Genomic DNA, 16,373 nt, shown 5'->3' on the forward strand with positions numbered 1-16,373 from the left:
TCCGATTTGGGACGGTAATATTCGGGCAACTCGTTCATCTGTACCAGTAACAGCAATTCCGAAGCCCGGCTGAGCAAAATGGCGTGAAGGGTGGCTCCAGTTTGAGCACCAGCTCCTGGTCACGGTCTTTGCGGATGCGGTCCATCAGGTAACGGCTGAACTGGGTTGGATGGTGGCTGTGGAGACTGATCATTGGACAGCCTGCCTTTCGTCGACGGCCTCAACTAGCGCCAATCGCTTCAGCGGCCAGTTGGGGAACTTTCGATTCCATGACTCCACCGACAGCACCAAACAATCTGCAATATGCTTGCGCCGCCACGCCTCGAAGGACTCCTCCCGAATATCGGCCAGCAGTCGATCCTTAAATCCCATCAACAATGACTTCTGGACGTTGGGATCGAATGCATCCAACCCCAGCAGAACTACATACTTTAACGGCTTTTGGTCACGCTCCATCAGATGCAGATAAAGGTAGGAATCGCGTGCTTTGGGGGTGAGCTCCTGCGATAGCACGGAGTTGTCCCTCAGCCGTTTCAGATAGGCATTACGCTCCTTGTCCCGGCTGCGCGAATGTGATGGATCCTTGATTTCAACCATTAGAATATCGTGATCACGTTCGATCACGATATCGACAAACTTCATATTTACTGGCAGCTTCACCCCCTGTTTGTCGAGTTCGCTCCAACGTAGCTCATCAGGAAATCGGAACTCCAGTTCAGCGGTTTCTTCAGCGCGGAAAATCTGCATCAAAGATCTCCCAGCGCACGGTCGACATCTGCGTCATACAGCTCAGCAAAGGTGTTACTGATAGCACTACGACCAATAATGCTGTAATCATCAAGGCTTTCGCTTTGAATATTATTAGTGGATTGGTTGCGATTCAGGCAGTGAAAACGCACATGGTCGCCCTTACTTCGATCCATAAGTAGATCGAGCCACTTGAGCAGCACATAGTCATGCGTCGCCAAAATCACCTGCTGGCCGTTACGGGACAACTCCAGCAGGATCTCTACGAGCAACTTCATGAGTTTTGGGTTGAGGTTTGACTCAGGCTCATCCCACAGTAGTGGACCACTGACACCAGGATTAAGAGTGCCATTTATCAACAAGCGCTGGAGCATGCCGACCTTACGGAAGCCTTCGGCGGTCATACCGCTTGAAATCATTACAGACTTTTCAGGAACGAATCGTGTAGTGGCTTTTTTAAATGTTTGTGGGGCTTTTGTTTCAGAGCTACTTTTCCCCAACTTTTCAATATACGTTCCTGACTGGAAACAAAATCCCCCGTTTTCCAGTTGATAGCGACCACCAATCAGATTGGCCAACATGGGCACAATGCTGTCAAAGCGTGGATCTAAATTGACCTTCGACTCTGGATCATCCACCCCCTCACGCAACAACATCTGCGCCAGATCCAGATAACCGTCATCGAAGATCAACTCGACTGTGCGTTGATCATGATTGGCGTCGGTCATACCGCGCACCAGTGACAATACTTCTTTGGTGGGTACAAATATCGGCTCAGCCCGATAATTGGCGTACGCTACATTGGTGTTGACGGTGGCTACGTCTGCGGAACCGTTGAAGGCCAGTGAAATTTCTTCACCTAACGAAAAACATGCCTTCAGTTGCGCATTGCCACGCACACCAGGACGGCGCATGGTGCCAAGCTTGTTATCCAATGGCATTAGAAGCCGAACCAGTTTACGAGTAAGGCTTTTCGCTAGCCCATTACCTTCGGCCGTCGACTGCAGAACACCGCCCGTACATAGAGCATAAACTGCTTTAAGCAGCTGGGTTTTACCGTTGCCATTCTCGCCAATGATCACGTTGATCTTGGGGGAGAAATCAATGGCTAGGTCAGTGAACGCAGTGAAGTTTGTCAGCTCCAGGCGAGTAATCATCGAATGGCCTCCAGGAGCATCGCGGCCTTCTCCGCTTCAGAGTTGCCACTCACCAGCCGCAGATACGCGCCCTTGTATTCAGGCTTGTGCTGGTTCTCCAGTACAAAGGCCGTGGTTGAGACCACCTCACCACCGATGCTGTCAAACGCCCGTGCGCCCAGATGAGCCATTGATAAAATGGTGTTCTGGCCCAATATGCGAGCGCGTAAGGACTCGAACGACGATAGAAACATCCAGCTTTGCATGGTGATCATGGCCACTGCCCCGGCAGGCAGGGTCAAGTCAAGATTGCGCTCGATAAACATGGCAAACAGGTCTGACTTGCTACTAGGGTAGTTTTCCTTGGCCCAGGCTCCCAGCGGTCCATTCATGCCCTTTCCACCCATATACGGCGGGTTGGCGATCACCACCTGGTAACGAGGGCTTAAAAAGTCTGCCATGCGCAGTACCCGCAGTACCTCGGCGTGGGTTCCGGCTAAGAACAAGTTACCGGCTATGTCCTTGGCTTCCAGCACAGGTAGCACGTTCCGCACACTTATGAGCTTGGGGCGAATCAGCGAACCGAAGTTGTCCGCCTCCTCAAATTGCTTGAGAGTTTCGCGCAGGTCGAGGGTGAACAGGTCGCGCCCCACGGCCGAGAAGTATTCATCCAGCTCGTCGTGGCTGAACGCTACGTTTTCCAACACGCAGATGTTTGGCTTGATGGCCTTATTGAAAAAACGGCGCTGCTTGCCACGGGCCTTCATGGTCAGGGCAAAAGCGGCCAGCTCCCCAGCCCGCTCGTCCAGCTCGATGCCATAGAGATTGTGAGTCAGGATTTTCTCGGAGATCTCACTGGGGTCAGTACCCACTTCTTCATAGATGGAATAAAGCAGATCAAAGGCATAGGTCAGCATATGCCCGGAGCCACAGGCCGGGTCGCAGACCTTAATGTCTTCGGGGCGAATGATCTTGAGGAAGTTTGTTTCCTCAGCCTCGGGCTTGATGTAGTAGTCCATCTGCCCAACCAGCCCCGAGCCGGGGTTGTTGAGCATCCACAGGCGACCCAAGGAGTTTTCCACCAGGTAGCGCACGATATAGTGCGGGGTGAAAAGCTGGGTGGCGGCCGGAATATTCTCCGAGGTGATTTTCCGTTTCTTCTTTAGGTCCTCGAAGACCAGGTCTTTCTTTTCCGAGATGTAAAACTGGTATAGCCAGCCGATCACTTCAACAATAGGTTGTTCCACCCCGTCGCGATTTGTTTCCTTGCAAGTATCAGGCGTCATCGCTTCGCGGGTGTAGGCCAGTACTGAGTTGCCCGAGAGCAAATCATCCGGCATCAACAGTTCGGTGTAATCGGCGATACGCTCAAATAGGTAAGGCATAGCGCTGTGAAAGCTGTTGCACTCAGCCACTACCAGCAGACGATAGGCTTCCTGCTGCGGATCGTGGCTGGGTGTAGTGCCACTGAGCAAGGCCTGGATCTGCTGGCTGACTTTCTCTGGCACGCGATCTTTATCTATATGCCCAGCTTTGGCCTCGGCCAATATTTCAGGCTGGAACTGGCCTTCGTCAGCGGGCGATACCACGCGGATGCGAGTGTAGGCATTCACGTCCATAAAGCGCAGCGCGCAGAAGCGGTTAAACCAGGTGTAGGCAACCTTGTCGATCAACTGCCCACGGCTGGTTGCGGCGATCTGCTTTTCCAGCTGAGCCACGGCCTGCGGATTTTCACGGCGGGCGGCGCTGCTGGCATCCAGCACCAGAGCGAGCTTCGCACCGACTTGCTCCAGCAGCAGACGGCGGGCTTGCTGGGCGAACTTCTTGAGTTTGCTGGTTTCCATTTCTCTTCTCTTTATGGGCTGACTCGATCATTTGCATGGTGTGACGCAAATGATCGAGGCCACTTGTCCGTTTTAGATCTGCACGCGGTTGCCGGCCTGGATTTCCTTTAGCCAGGCTTCGCGCTGCTGCTGCAAGTAGTCATCCAGCTCGGCCTCGCTGGCCAACCAAGGCTTGCTGTAGCCCACCTTGATGGTGCGTGCGGGTACGAGACGCAGATCGGCCACTTTGGGCAGCTCTGCGCTTGGTGGCTGTGGATAGTCGATGTCCGGCTTGTCCGCTGTCGGTTGCGGCGAAGCAGGCGGCATTGGAGTGGGTGCTGGCTTAGGGTGTGCAAGCCGCTCCAGTTGGAGTAGCAACTGTGCGTATTGATTCTCCTCAAAAGTACGCAGCTGATCGCGGATCATGGCGATGCGCTTTTGCCCTTGCATTGATTGCCGAGCCTCAACAAAAGATGCGCCAAGCTCGGCCTGCTGTTCGTTCTTAAGGCCGCTGTATTCGTTAGTGCCCTGCAGACGCAGTTCCAACTCAGCAAGCCGACTGATTGCAGTGCTCATTTCGCTGGCAAGCTGGTTGGTAATGGCTTCTTGCAGGGCCTCCAGTTGCGGTCTGGCCTGCTGCAGTCGGTTGCCCTGCCAGGGTTTATTCTCGGTGAGTAACGCCTTGATGGCTTCAACCTCACCTGTGGCGACATAGGCAAAATTATCTTCCTGGTCCTGTACCAGTTGGCGCGCCTGATCGTAAATAGTTTTTTGCGGACTACCCATAAAGCGGCGCAGAGGCTCAATGATCTGCTCCTTGCTGTCGAGCATGGCATCGGAGGCACGAGACAGGTCGGTAAGGAACCAGCTGGCGTTTTTGCTGGCGACTTCCTTGAGGGTGGCCATTACGCCATCCAGTACACTGAGAAACTGATACTGGGCTTTTTGCCCGTGCAGGTCGGCCAGTTCGATCTCCAGCTCTTTGATGGCATCGATGGTTTCTCGCGCCAAAGCGCGAGCTTCGTTGCTACTGGCCGGGCGGTCGAAAAAATCGGCAAAAAACTCTTTGAGATGGCGGACCTGGGAGGCGCTGAACTCAATTTGTGGCTCTAGCACCAGGCTGGTGTGGGCGTTGGTATTACGCAGGCTGCGCTCCAGGTTGTCGCCTTCCAGTGGGTTGCTGTCTTGCCGCACTTCCACCTTGCTACGGGCGCAAAGCAAGGCGAGGTTGCAGAGAATTGCCGCGTAGTACCAACCGTAGTTTTTGCGCTCAAAGCGTTCCAGCAGCGTTTTGACCGTAGTGCGCACACCGCTGCGGGCGTTGCTCTGGATATAAGCCAATAGCTCCTGTTCCGGCTCGGTCAGGCTAGTGACATCGTTGCCCAGTAAGCCGTCCTGTGCCTGGCGCAGGTATTTGCCGATGTCGTTTTCACTGAACGGCACATCGCGCAGCATGCGCAGGTTCGGGTAGGTCGTTTCGATCAGCAGATAGAAACCCTTGAGAATACGGGTCTGACCGTCGCTGCCACTGGCGTCCACATCGGCAGCGTTGATGATCAGATGGGCCTTGCCGAGCAACTCTTTGGCACGATCTTGCAGGTCGGCCAGACGCTCAGTGTTCTGGAAGCCCTTGGCATCGATAATGCGCTTAACCGCTTCCTGCTGGGTGCTGCTGTTCTGGCGGATGTATTTCTCGGTGCGCTTGTGCAGAGTGAGATCCTGCATAAAGCGGGCATCGGCCGGCAGCACCACGCGCAGCTCATCGCGGCCCATGCTCTGCATACGCTGAACCATGAGGTTGTCGAAGTTGTCGCTCAACGGCGTGACGATATGGATGGCCAACTCAGACTCGCGGCTGAGAGAGCGGTCATCCATCTTGCGCGTGTAGGCGTAGTCCTGGCCGTTTTCATAGCGGATCTTGCGTTGTTTGATCACGCCGTCGAACAGCAGGGTTTCCAGCTCCTTGATGACATCGGCGGACTCGATCTCAGTGCTCTTGATCTCTTCCTCGATGTCCTTCTCTTCGTCGGTCAGATACTCGTAAAGCTCACCATTACGCTGGATATAGGTTTGCTGCTCCAGCAGATTGAGCGCCACCTCCAGCTTTTTGCGCTGCACGGGTACGTCCTCACCAAAGCGCTCCCGCATCAGCACGCTGAGGTTGCGCAGCGTAGCTTTGTACTCCTTGACGTACTTGACCAAAAACAGTGCCTTGAGCACACGCACTGCATAAGGGTCACCTAAGTGGTGCTCGGCGGTGTTGATGGCGCTCTGGATGGCGCTTTTCAGTGCGCCACGGATACCTTCGAACATGCGATCGAAGGTGGCCAGCTGACCGACTGGCTCGTTATCGATGGCCATGGCCACTTCGCGAAATACGCCGAGCATGGAGCGCTCGCCCACCGAGTTGGCCTTGCCCTCAAAGCCGTTGTGCATGGATATTCCACGAATAGCCGACTGGAACAGCGGGAACTGGTACGGCACGAATGGGTAGCAGTAGGTGAAGTGCTCCAGATCGCGGAAGTTCTGATAGTGCTGGCCGCCGTCGGCAAACTCGAAGAGGGTTTTGAAATTGTTGAACTGTTGTTCGTAGACGGTTTTCAGCAGCTCCGTACCAGTATCGTTCTTGGTCAGCAAGCGCTTCTGGATCACCTCAGCCACGTCGGCACTGGTTAGCTTGAGGCGGTTGGCAAAACGCGCCTGGACCCGAGAAAAGTCGTTGCTTTGCTGCTTGCTCATGTCACCCATCACGGAGTCCATATCCTCCTGTGCGGTGACGATAATCCACGCCCTACCCTGGCACTTGGTGGCCAGGCTCTCCGCCACGGTCTGCAGGTTGGTCATGAGCTTGGTGTTATCGGCGATGTACTGGCCGACCTCATCGACAAAGAAGTTCAAGCGAAAGTTGATCGGTTGCTTATCCAGCCATTCCTTGACCTGGTTGCCGAAGTCTTCAATGGAGACACTGTGCTGGGCACGGTATTTGTCGAGGATACCCTTGGCCAGTGCCAGGTCTTCGCCAGTGATCTGAGCGTAGGCTTTGGCGATGTTACCTGCCTCCAGCAGCGCCTGTTCGCGACCACGCTCCCAGGACTTGTTGGCGATGCTCTGGTAGGCATCCTTGAACGGGCGGAACATTTCGCGACTGTCCAGATCGCGCTCAAACTGGGCGATATACCCCTGTTTACCGTAGTAACCGCACATTTCGTTAAAGACTTTGACAAACACCGAAAGCAAGGCATCGATCTGAGTCTTACTGATGATGTCGGCTTTCTGGTCGATGTTGAAGAGGATACTTTTCGACGGGATGGCGACAGCTTTCTTGAGCTGAGCGCGCAGCAACTCATCGTCATCCTTGATCTTGGGCAGGAAAATATCCAGTGCGGTACTGCCATCGACTCGGCGGTTTTCCAGCAATAAGGCAAGCATTTTCAACAGGTGCGACTTACCCGAGCCGAAGAAGCCGGACACCCAGACACCGTTGGCATGGTGGTAGTCGGTGTAGGCATCCAGGAAATGCTCCAGCCGTTTGGCAACTTCGTCAGTGAGTACGTATTCGCTCAGCTCGTTGTACAGGCTGGTCTCGTCGTCAGCTTTGATGACGCCTTCAATCGGCCGGCCGACGGAGTTTTTGAAAATGCCATTGAGTTCCATTGACTGCTTCCTTACACCTGAGACTCGAAAATATTGAATGCGCGGTAATACTTGTCATCGTGTAGCAAACCGAACAACTCCAGCGACGCGCCCTGTTCTAGCGAATGCCGATACTCGCCGGGGAAGAACATCACTGTGGGCTTGTTCTTGGCCGTGCTTTGCAAGTTGTTGAGTACGTTGTGCGAGCGGATATAGGGAAACACTTCTCCGATGCCGGAGAGAAAAAGAATGTCGTAATCCGCCTGGGCAATCCGTTCGCCAATAGCTGGGATCAGGTGCTCCTTGACGTCCAATACACCCTGCAAAAGTTCCAATAGGCTGTCTTTTTCTACATCAGACTCAACCGCGCGGATCTGCTCCCACAAGCTGATCCCCTCGTCACCGCCCTCACGAGCCTTTAAGAGATCGATGGTCAGGTCATAGAGACTGATTTCCAACACCTTCACGCCACGTCCCTGCAGACAATCGACACGCAAACCAGCCAGCGTATTGACCAATTGCCGCTGCATGCGTCGTATCTCAAAGGCTTCAGCAGCCTTGAATTCGCAGATATAGAACGGCAGATCGTTATTCAGCCCCTTCATTTCCAGAAAGCGCCGACCACTCATGACACTCAATAGATGCTCAAAGCGAGCTGCCAGCGGCTGCTGACTGATTTTCTGACTCATTGCAGCCACCTTTTAATTTCATGGTCAGTTGCCGGAAATATCATCAATTGCTCGTTACCGTCGTGGACCAGTAAATGGGCCAGCGCTGGAGTTATCAACGCAGGCTGAATCTGGTGCTGTGCGCTAATCAAGTCGGCATCTCGCAACATGCGGAACAGATTTTGCCGCAATTTGCTTTGCGTGGACGCAGCCAGTTCATCCAGTTCGACATGCCACAAAGCTTTGGCATTGAAGAAAGCATCGTAATCGCTTGTCGTGAGTTGGCGGCGCATGAGCAGGTAATGCTCGCGCAGAACTTCGCGTGCGAAGTCTCGAATGAAAGCGTAGCGCCGGCAAGTTGCAGCCCACAGGAGGTAGGCTTGCTCGCGCAGGCTGCCGTCCACCAAGAACTCCAGCTCCTTTGGATCCAACAGTTCTAGACGCGCGATCAACTCCTTACTGATACGTGTCGCAGCAGCTGATGTACGAACTTGTAACAGGTTCTCAGCACGCACCTGCTCCCGTGTTTGCTTCCAATCACGCAGCGCTAGATAGCGCTCCACAACCAGCGGTGCTTGCTGCAAAAAAAGGCCACCTGTGGTGAAAGAAAGGCGATAACGTTCAGCCATCACTTTGCGCCTGTTGCGATTCGTCACTGGCTCCGCCAGCTTTGACCCAGGTATCCACCTCAACCTTCTGGAACTTCCACAACCGACCGACCTTATGGGCTGGCATGCTGCGTTTGGCGATCCATGCATAAACGGTGTCCTTGCTGACGCCGAGGTGTTCAGCAATTTCATCAACACTGTGCCAACGATCAGTCATAGCTAAATCTGCCAATAAAAAAACCTGCTGATATTAGCCGTTTTTGTCGGTTTTAATAAGGTTAAAGCTGCGTATCAGGGTAAATTCCTGACAAATGCCTGCGCCACTTCAAGATGCCTTCGAAGGACATCTTCGCGAGTTTGCTTTGGTAAGCCTACGAAGCGAGTAACTCAGTAGCGAAATGAAATGCGTCGCCATCAGATCCCTCACCCGCCGGGATACATCTGCTCGATCAGATGATCGAACTCTCCGCCATACCCACAGTAATCACGTGGAATACGCTCAATATCCTCCGCAATCTTCACAATCACCTCACGCAACTCCAATTGTTCGAACCATCGAGCAGGAATCACCGCAGCACCATATTGCCCCCCCAACAGTTGTCCGGCGATCAGCCCGATACTGTCGCTGTTGCCACCGTGATTCACAGCCGTGATCACTCCCTCCTCGAAGGAGCGAGCCGCGAGGGCGCACCACAGGCCAATAGCCAACGCTTCTTCGGCGACCCAACCGCCCCCGAGCTCACCAATGCGTTGCGGGGTGGGCTGATAGCCTTCGTAAAAGAAGAACAGCACACGCTCGATGAGCCTGCGTGTTTCTTCCAACCCGGATTTCTGCCCATACCTGGCCAAGCTTTGAGTGACGGCATGCTCCAGGCTGTCTTGCCGATCGACAATGCGCTGGAGAAAATCGGCAAACAACCCAGCAGCTAGATAGCCCGTAGGGTGCCCGTGGGTTAACCGCCCAGATTGGCTAGCATTTTCAAAGGCATTGGAAAAGAACGCACAGGGCGCGACACGCATCACAGCACCACAGCCTTTACTGTTGTTCTCCGCGACACCCCCCTGCCGCGAACTGGCCGTGAGTGCACCTATACAGGTTGCGTCAGGGGCGCGGCGAGACCAGAGTTCCGGTTGTTTGATCAGCCATCCGTCTCTACTGACCGGCATCGCCACAGGGTAATCCTGGGTTATCAGCCAGCGCAGCAACGCATGGTGAATAATGCTAGGAACGTGGCAAATCCCTCGTGAGCTGCTGCGCACAAAAGCACGCAGCAAACCGTCTGCAGTGAAAAGCATCAACTGCGTGTCGTCGGTTATAGCACCGGTGATACCGTACGCCGGGGTAAAATCTATAATTCCCTGTGGACCGAACTTAGCTTCGATTGCAGACCACTCGAGAAACTCCACTGGGGCGCCTAACGCATCGCCGACGGCGCCACCCAGCAGGCAGCCTTTGATCCGTTCAAGTCTGTTCATATCCTTTGCCCTTATCCCTCTGCTGGGATCAATTCCTGCAAAATCACAAGCTTTCTTTGCAACTGCTCGATGTGCGCTTTCTCAGCGCGTAGCGCCGAGCGCAGTTCCCGGTTTTCCATCTCCCAAATCCGTACCCAGCGCTTGTCCTTTTGACAGCCAAGAGCCATTTGCCAGAGCTCCCGCAACTTCAGGCACTGCAGCACAAGCGTCAGCAGGATTGCCCCCATCATCACCAATGCACCTGTCGAAACAGCATCCGACATTGTCATGTCCACATCCTTTCGTGAGTTCGATTGAGCTCGAAGACAGATCAATGATATGTAGTGTTTTACGACAGGTATAGAATGTAGACTTATACAGGTAAAGTATTCACGCATATGGAGCGGTCATGAAACGCAAGCAAGACATCAAGCAGGTTCGTTGGGATCTGGCACTTCGTTATCGCTTGATCGAGACCGTCGCCTGGTGGGAAGGCCGGCTGACTACGGTGCACCTGATCCAGAGCTTCGGGATCAGTCGTCAGCAGGCGTCCAAGGACATAAACACTTACATCACCGAACATGCGCCTAAAAACCTTACATATGACAAGCAGCTAAAGGGCTACGTCCCCAGCAAACAGTTCAAGCCACTGTTCATCGACGACAGCGCCAGCGCTTATCTTCACCTGCTGAACCAGACCCATTCCCGTGCGCCGCATGTGGAAGGGTTGGCCTTGGCGTATGCCCACACCATGGTGCTAGAGGTGCCGGACCGGACGATTCGACCTGAAGTATTGCGTCCCTTGCTTAAGGCATGCCGCGACAGCGAGGTTATTGAAGTCGCATACGTTTCACTCGCTAACCCGGCTCCAGAAACTCGCTTGATTGCACCACACACACTGATTTACACCGGTATGCGTTGGCATGTACGGGCGTATTGCGAGAAGAATCGTGAATACCGGGATTTTGTGCTGAGTCGTCTGCGCGGCCAACCGGAGTTCGAACGCAAGACCGAGAATCTCATCGACGAGGATGAAGACTGGAACACCAAGGTAGCCGTGATCATCGAACCCGACTCAAGGCTCAAGCCAGAACAGAAGGCAATCATCGAAGCGGATTTCGGCATGGAGGATGGTGTGCTGGTCATTCCGACACGCCGCGCCTTGGTCAAGTATGTATTGCAACGTTTTCAAATCGATCCGAAAAAGCTCGACCCCAAAGCGGCGGCGCAGCAGATCGTGGTGAAGAATCTGGATGAGTTGAAGCCTTGGCTTTATGAGTGACTCAACCCGGCATTTTAATTCGTGACGCACTGCATCACGAATTAATTGAACCTCCGAGATGGAAGAATAATAGGCATGACTCTGGGCTCTCTGGAAGCATTCGCCCCGTCCTATGTCCGGAGCGAATGTTGAGATGAGATGCGTTAATGACCAGATCAGTCTTGCGGGCGCAGTTCAATCAGTGCCTGTTCGAACAGAATTCTATCGTTCTCTGCGGCCTTGTCTTGTTGCACCAGAGCCTGGCTTTGCGCGTCGATCCACTCATCCATAGGTTTGAACACCTGCTCAACCACCAGAGTTATTTGGAACTGGTAGGCCTGACGCAAATCGTGGACAAACGAACTGGCAGAGTCGTCGATGGCTTTGGTACGACGAGCTTGCGCTGCCTTCTCCGCATTCTCTGTACGAATAGCCTGGTAGATGTCGTACAACGCCACGCCGACCTGTACCAAAGGCCCCGCCCAGCGACCCGCTGTACTGGCCCAGCGTCCCATGGTCTTGGGGCCAATACCTTTGAACAGTTTGGGCAGAAACTCTTTTCCTAGCTCCAGTGCCGCTTTCACTCCCTGTTCAGTCATGTCCTTGACATTACCCATGGGGACTTTCTTCAAGGCATCCTTGATGGCTGGCGACAGGATGCTTTCACCAGCATCCTGCGGCGCATCCAGATCCGCATTCAGCATGGCGTCAGCGTGTCGGAGAGTGGACTCGGCCAATTTCTCACCGATTTCACCCAGGCTCTGCTGAGTCTTGGGCAGCTCGTACTCCAGCGTGCGCATCAGTTTGTCGCCCAGAGACTGGACAGCGTCTGCCGCCCCCTCTTCCATCGCCTGGTTGGTGTCCCCCCTGACTTGTCCTTCTGCTACTGAAGTAATCAGACTGACAATTGCCTGCTTTGCGCTACGACAATCGCGATCCAGGTGATCGTTCAGGCATGCAGTCAGACGGCTGCGCTCGTTTTCAATCTGCAGTTTGGCTTTCGTCAGCGCTTCAGCCTGACGGTCATTGCCGGCCTGCACCAACCGCAAATTGGCTTGTTCGATCGCAACCACCAAGTCTTTGCGACAAGCCGCGAAGATTGTCCCGGTGTCGCTTTGTTCCAGGAAGTCGCCCAGCGCCTCCTCCAAGTCAAGAATGCCGCTGGCGCCTATCAGCGGCGCCTTGTCCTCGAGTCGTCCTTTGAGGGCGCTTCTGGCATTGACCCATTGCACCGGGACCTTGTCCAGAATGTTTTCAATACCGCGCTCACTCGCCGCACGTTGCAGATGAATGCGCAGGCGATCGGTGATGCCGACATAATCGCGATCGCCGACCGTAATGCCTGCCTTGTTGTTGACGATGAGCATTACCCGGCGCTCTGAGGCGACGATATCGACCAACCGCTCCCAGGTTTTCGCTTCGTCGGTGGCACCGCCTGCAGCGACCACGAACAACACAACTTCGCTATTGTGCAGTTGGTTCTCAGCCACCTCTTCATGCTCAATCGGTGCGTCGATGCCAGGTGTGTCGAGCAGCGTGTAATTGCCCCAGCGGTACTCAGTTACCGCGGCCGTTTCCGGTCGATCCGCCATCTTGGCATCTGCCCGCCCCATCAAGGCATTGAGCAGGGTACTTTTGCCAGCGTTGTAGTTGCCGTAGACCATGATTCGAGGGTGTAACTGCTCAGCCTTGGTCTGCAACCGGGCTCCCAGCTCATCACGTTGTTGTTCGGACAGCCAACGGCCCAGCGGGGTGCTGACCCGTTCATAGGTGTGGATAACCCGTGCGAAGTCAGGCAATGCCATGGGACAGCTCCTTTTCGATTTCCTGAATTTGAGTAAGCGTGTGCTGGCGCATCTCTTTTAATGCGCTGTGGAAGTTTTTCAACCAGTCGGCAATGTCGATAAAGCACAATTGGTCCAGTTGCTCATACAGGACATTCAGCCGGTTCTCGGCAAGCTCAAGCAACTGTTCGCGGGTCCCCAGTGAAACTTCGTCGCGGTTGTCGCCCACAGCCACTTCGATTTCTTCAGTGGTATTGAAGTATTCGCCCGCTGCGCCCCCAGCCTTGTTTCCCGCCCAGGCTCCAAGTGCGCCACCGATCAGGCCACCGATGACCGTCCCCACACCTGGCATAATCAAAGTGCCTAGAGCTGCCCCACCTTCAGCGCCCCCCCAGGCACCGAATCCTGCCCCGCCGGCCCTGCCGAATGACTCATTGCGGCGGGAGTCGAATTTGATCTTTTCAACGCGCTCTGAAAACTGAGGGGCCTCTCGGGCGACAGGTCCAACCGCCTGGTCGTGAATTTCAATGTTTTCGAATTTCTGGCCAATCGAATCACACAGTTCGCTGGCGTAATGCTGGAAAGCATGATCGAGCAATTTACGGCAGGCTTCAGAAAAAGCCTGGTCGTTCATCGCATATTGATCGGCATACTTTTCGATCTGACCCGGTAATTCTTTTCTGAGCTGACTCAGAATATGATCGACGCTCAGCTTCAGGTCCTTACGCGCGGCGCTCAGCCCTGTTCTGATATCAACCAGCTCTTTTTCCAGCTGATCCGTCGATTCGACCAGCTTGATGCAGAACGCCTGCAGATTCTTTAAGGGTGTCTGGCGCTTGAGGGCGAGCCCACTGGAACGGGCTATGTTGCCAATATCTGCGGCGAAGTCGGCCAGCCCACTGTCCTGCCAGCGTTGCGCCTGCTCCTGGGTGCCACCTTCCTCGGCATAACGCACCGAAATCGAGTGAATATTGATTTGATTCAGGAGCGATTGTGCTGATGGGTCAATCTTGGCCAGCTCCGACCCGACGTAACCAATCTGGTCATCACGATCGGATCGCGCCTTCATTACCCGTTGGTTAACCAAGTTACCCAAGTCATCAACATCCTCCTCAATCACATCGCTGCCAGTGATAAGCACCATGAGGTTTTTCTTTTTCTGGAGCAGCCCGACGACCTCATTCATATCGGAGTGCCGGCCAGGACTGCTAGAGTTGCTCAGGAATACGATCAGGTCGGCACACGCGACATAGTCGTCGGCCAACCGGCCGTTGACGCTGTTGACCGAGTGAACCCCCGGGGAATCGACCCAGGTCATGCCCGGCAACCTGAAACCCTGGATAGAGCTGGTCGCTTCCACCACGTCGACGCCAAAGCATCGCTGCTTGCTCATCAACTCTGCGGACATGGTTTCTGCAGTCCCGGTACTTTCGCGCCAGAAAAACTCGGGGCGAGGGGAAGCGCTGTCGATCAAGGCCGCGTCCGGAGCAGAGTTCCCGTAGGCGAGATAATTCCCCAGGGAGGATTTTCCAGCTTTGACCTTGCCGTAGACAAAGATCAGTAGCGAGTCATCGAAGTCCTTGCGAAACGAAGTATTGCGCTCATAGTTTTCGACATTCCTGATCCAGGCATCAAGCTGACTGTCGAGCCCCTGCTGACAGCGCTCAGCCATATCCTGCAACGGGTGACGCTGCTCAAGCGGGCTTTCACGCCAAGGCGAAGTCTTGCGCGCGTCGTCAAGCTTCTTCAGCTGAGCCTTGAGGACATTTTCCCGGCGATCGATCTGGCGTTTGACCTGATCGAACTCACCGGCAATCCCGGCGAAGACATTTAACAAATCATTTCTGTTGGCGTGGCGGTCTGTCATCGTGACTTATCCCAGCAATTCTTCTTTCAGGCGCTGAAGGCCCGTGATTTCTTTCTGAAGCGCGTGCGCCTGGACAGCTTGCTTGACCCAGATCGGGCTGAAGGTTACACCGGGGGCAATTGCCTCCAGGTGCTTCAACATGGTTTTTGGTTTGCTAGGCACCTTCTTGATTGCAAAGGCACGAAGGCTGTCAACGCTGACGTGCAACGCGCCCTCGTCGGCTCGATAGAGCACGGCGGGGTGCGTCGCAAACAAATCGTTCAGTTGGCCATCAACGTCGGCAACCAGTTGAGCCTTACGTTTTTCCAGGTCTGCCTGTTTGCGACGAGCAATGGCCTGTGCTTCGGCCTCACGGGCCTGAATGCGTGTCCGGCGTTCAGCCTCTTCTTTTTCTTTATCGTCGGAGCTAGTGAGGGCCGCAGCCACGGCGCCGATCACGGGTACGACCAAAAACCACCACATAGCAATGCTCTCTCAATCGGATTCAAGGGTTTCGTAGCGACTGATGCGTTCTCGGGTCGTGCTGACCAACTGATTCACACTCTGGCTCAACACTAGAAAAGCTTGTGATTGTTTGGCTTCGACGGCAGCCAGTGCGCGTTCACGCTTGGCGATGGCCTTATCGACAATGGCCTCCAACTTACCCAGACGCTGCTGATCTCGCGTACGGCGGACGGCGTGCAGTTCGCTTTCGGTGCGCTCGACAAATGCCTTCAAGTGCTGGTGCAGCAGGTTGATACCACTATGTTCGATAAGGGCGGGCTTTTGCTCCAACACGCCTTTGCGGTATGTCGTGAACGAGGTCGGGATCAACGTGCGAGGTGCCTTGAACAACGCCGAGAGGATGGCGCTGATTGCGTCCAGGCGATCCTGCCTTTGCTCCGACGCACTTTCGGCATGAGTCAGAACGACCAGTAAGCTGTCTTCGATATCAGGACGCCGCCGTTTCAATTCCTTAAGGAAGTTGATTTCTACGGTTTCCAGAGTGCCCGTGCCCAGGTTGTGGGCGAACAGGATAATGTCGGCAGTCGCCAAGCCACGCCAGGCGTGCTGGTCATCCTCGTTATTGGCGTCAATACCCGGAGTGTCTACGTAAGTAATCCCTCCATGGGTTAAGGTTTGCACCGTCTTAGTCGAGCGCACTGCTTTGGTTTCGAAGAATTCGCTTTCAAGATGGCCGGTCAATGCATTGAGCAGTGCGCTCTTGCCAGCGTTCATCAGACCACAGACCGCTATACGCAAAGTCCGGTCGACGGTCTTTCCCTCTTGACGCTCCTGATACAAACGCGCGAATTCAGCTGACTCGCGATTGAGCTGAATCAGCCAATTTTCAGCTGGCATGAAATGTCCTTATTGCAGTGTCGGAAGCGCTGGCGCATCCGGGATCAAAT

Annotated in this window: 14 protein-coding genes; 1 reads left to right on the top strand and 13 read right to left on the bottom strand. The window is 54.4% G+C overall.

Going from position 1 to position 16,373, the window contains the following annotated elements:
• Positions 1 to 189: 189 nt before the first annotated feature.
• The 9 genes from P3C29_RS24945 to P3C29_RS24985 form a co-directional block, all read right to left on the bottom strand.
• Positions 190 to 747: a hypothetical protein gene (locus P3C29_RS24945; protein WP_275965721.1), complete on the bottom strand. Its 558-nt coding sequence runs from the start codon at positions 745 to 747 to the stop codon at positions 190 to 192.
• A complete protein-coding gene (locus P3C29_RS24950; RefSeq protein WP_275965722.1) occupies positions 747 to 1,904 on the bottom strand; it encodes an AAA family ATPase in 1,158 nt (385 codons plus the stop codon). Before P3C29_RS24950 ends, P3C29_RS24945 begins: the two co-directional genes overlap by 1 nt.
• Positions 1,901 to 3,727 (bottom strand): BREX-1 system adenine-specific DNA-methyltransferase PglX, encoded by a 1,827-nt coding sequence (pglX, locus tag P3C29_RS24955; protein WP_275965723.1) that lies wholly within the window; start codon positions 3,725 to 3,727, stop codon positions 1,901 to 1,903. Before pglX ends, P3C29_RS24950 begins: the two co-directional genes overlap by 4 nt.
• A 72-nt stretch (positions 3,728 to 3,799) precedes the next feature.
• Complete coding sequence (brxC, locus tag P3C29_RS24960; RefSeq protein WP_275965724.1) at positions 3,800 to 7,360, bottom strand: BREX system P-loop protein BrxC; 3,561 nt, start codon at positions 7,358 to 7,360, stop codon at positions 3,800 to 3,802.
• Between the two features lie 11 nt (positions 7,361 to 7,371).
• Positions 7,372 to 8,028: a DUF1788 domain-containing protein gene (locus P3C29_RS24965; protein WP_275965725.1), complete on the bottom strand. Its 657-nt coding sequence runs from the start codon at positions 8,026 to 8,028 to the stop codon at positions 7,372 to 7,374.
• Positions 8,025 to 8,636 carry a DUF1819 family protein gene (locus P3C29_RS24970; protein ID WP_275965726.1) on the bottom strand — a complete coding sequence of 204 codons (612 nt, stop codon included), beginning with the start codon at positions 8,634 to 8,636 and terminating at the stop codon, positions 8,025 to 8,027. The genes P3C29_RS24965 and P3C29_RS24970 overlap by 4 nt, the downstream gene beginning before the upstream one ends.
• Positions 8,629 to 8,832 (bottom strand): helix-turn-helix domain-containing protein, encoded by a 204-nt coding sequence (locus P3C29_RS24975; protein ID WP_033898344.1) that lies wholly within the window; start codon positions 8,830 to 8,832, stop codon positions 8,629 to 8,631. Before P3C29_RS24975 ends, P3C29_RS24970 begins: the two co-directional genes overlap by 8 nt.
• A 206-nt stretch (positions 8,833 to 9,038) precedes the next feature.
• Entirely contained in the window at positions 9,039 to 10,091 is a 1,053-nt protein-coding gene (locus tag P3C29_RS24980) for an ADP-ribosylglycohydrolase family protein (protein ID WP_275965727.1), read from the bottom strand.
• A gap of 11 nt (positions 10,092 to 10,102) precedes the next feature.
• Positions 10,103 to 10,360, bottom strand: a complete 258-nt coding sequence (locus P3C29_RS24985) for a hypothetical protein (protein WP_275965728.1) — start codon at positions 10,358 to 10,360, stop codon at positions 10,103 to 10,105.
• Between the two features lie 119 nt (positions 10,361 to 10,479).
• Here P3C29_RS24985 and P3C29_RS24990 point away from each other — a divergent pair, with 119 nt between their 5' ends.
• A complete protein-coding gene (locus P3C29_RS24990) occupies positions 10,480 to 11,352 on the top strand; it encodes a WYL domain-containing protein (protein WP_275965729.1) in 873 nt (290 codons plus the stop codon).
• Positions 11,353 to 11,507: 155 nt separating this feature from the next.
• Here P3C29_RS24990 and P3C29_RS24995 read toward each other — a convergent pair whose 3' ends face one another.
• The 4 genes from P3C29_RS24995 to P3C29_RS25010 are packed head-to-tail and all read right to left on the bottom strand — an operon-like array spanning position 11,508 to position 16,323.
• A complete protein-coding gene (locus P3C29_RS24995; RefSeq protein ID WP_275965730.1) occupies positions 11,508 to 13,136 on the bottom strand; it encodes a GTPase in 1,629 nt (542 codons plus the stop codon).
• Positions 13,123 to 14,982 (bottom strand): hypothetical protein, encoded by a 1,860-nt coding sequence (locus P3C29_RS25000; protein WP_275965731.1) that lies wholly within the window; start codon positions 14,980 to 14,982, stop codon positions 13,123 to 13,125. The genes P3C29_RS24995 and P3C29_RS25000 overlap by 14 nt, the downstream gene beginning before the upstream one ends.
• A 6-nt stretch (positions 14,983 to 14,988) precedes the next feature.
• On the bottom strand, positions 14,989 to 15,444 hold the full coding sequence (locus P3C29_RS25005) for a hypothetical protein (protein WP_275965732.1): 456 nt from the start codon (positions 15,442 to 15,444) through the stop codon (positions 14,989 to 14,991).
• Between the two features lie 12 nt (positions 15,445 to 15,456).
• A complete protein-coding gene (locus tag P3C29_RS25010) occupies positions 15,457 to 16,323 on the bottom strand; it encodes a GTPase (protein ID WP_275965733.1) in 867 nt (288 codons plus the stop codon).
• Positions 16,324 to 16,373: the final 50 nt, after the last annotated feature.

The organism is Pseudomonas sp. 1912-s (assembly GCF_029269205.1).
In the GTDB taxonomy this organism is placed as follows: Bacteria; Pseudomonadota; Gammaproteobacteria; order Pseudomonadales; family Pseudomonadaceae; genus Aquipseudomonas.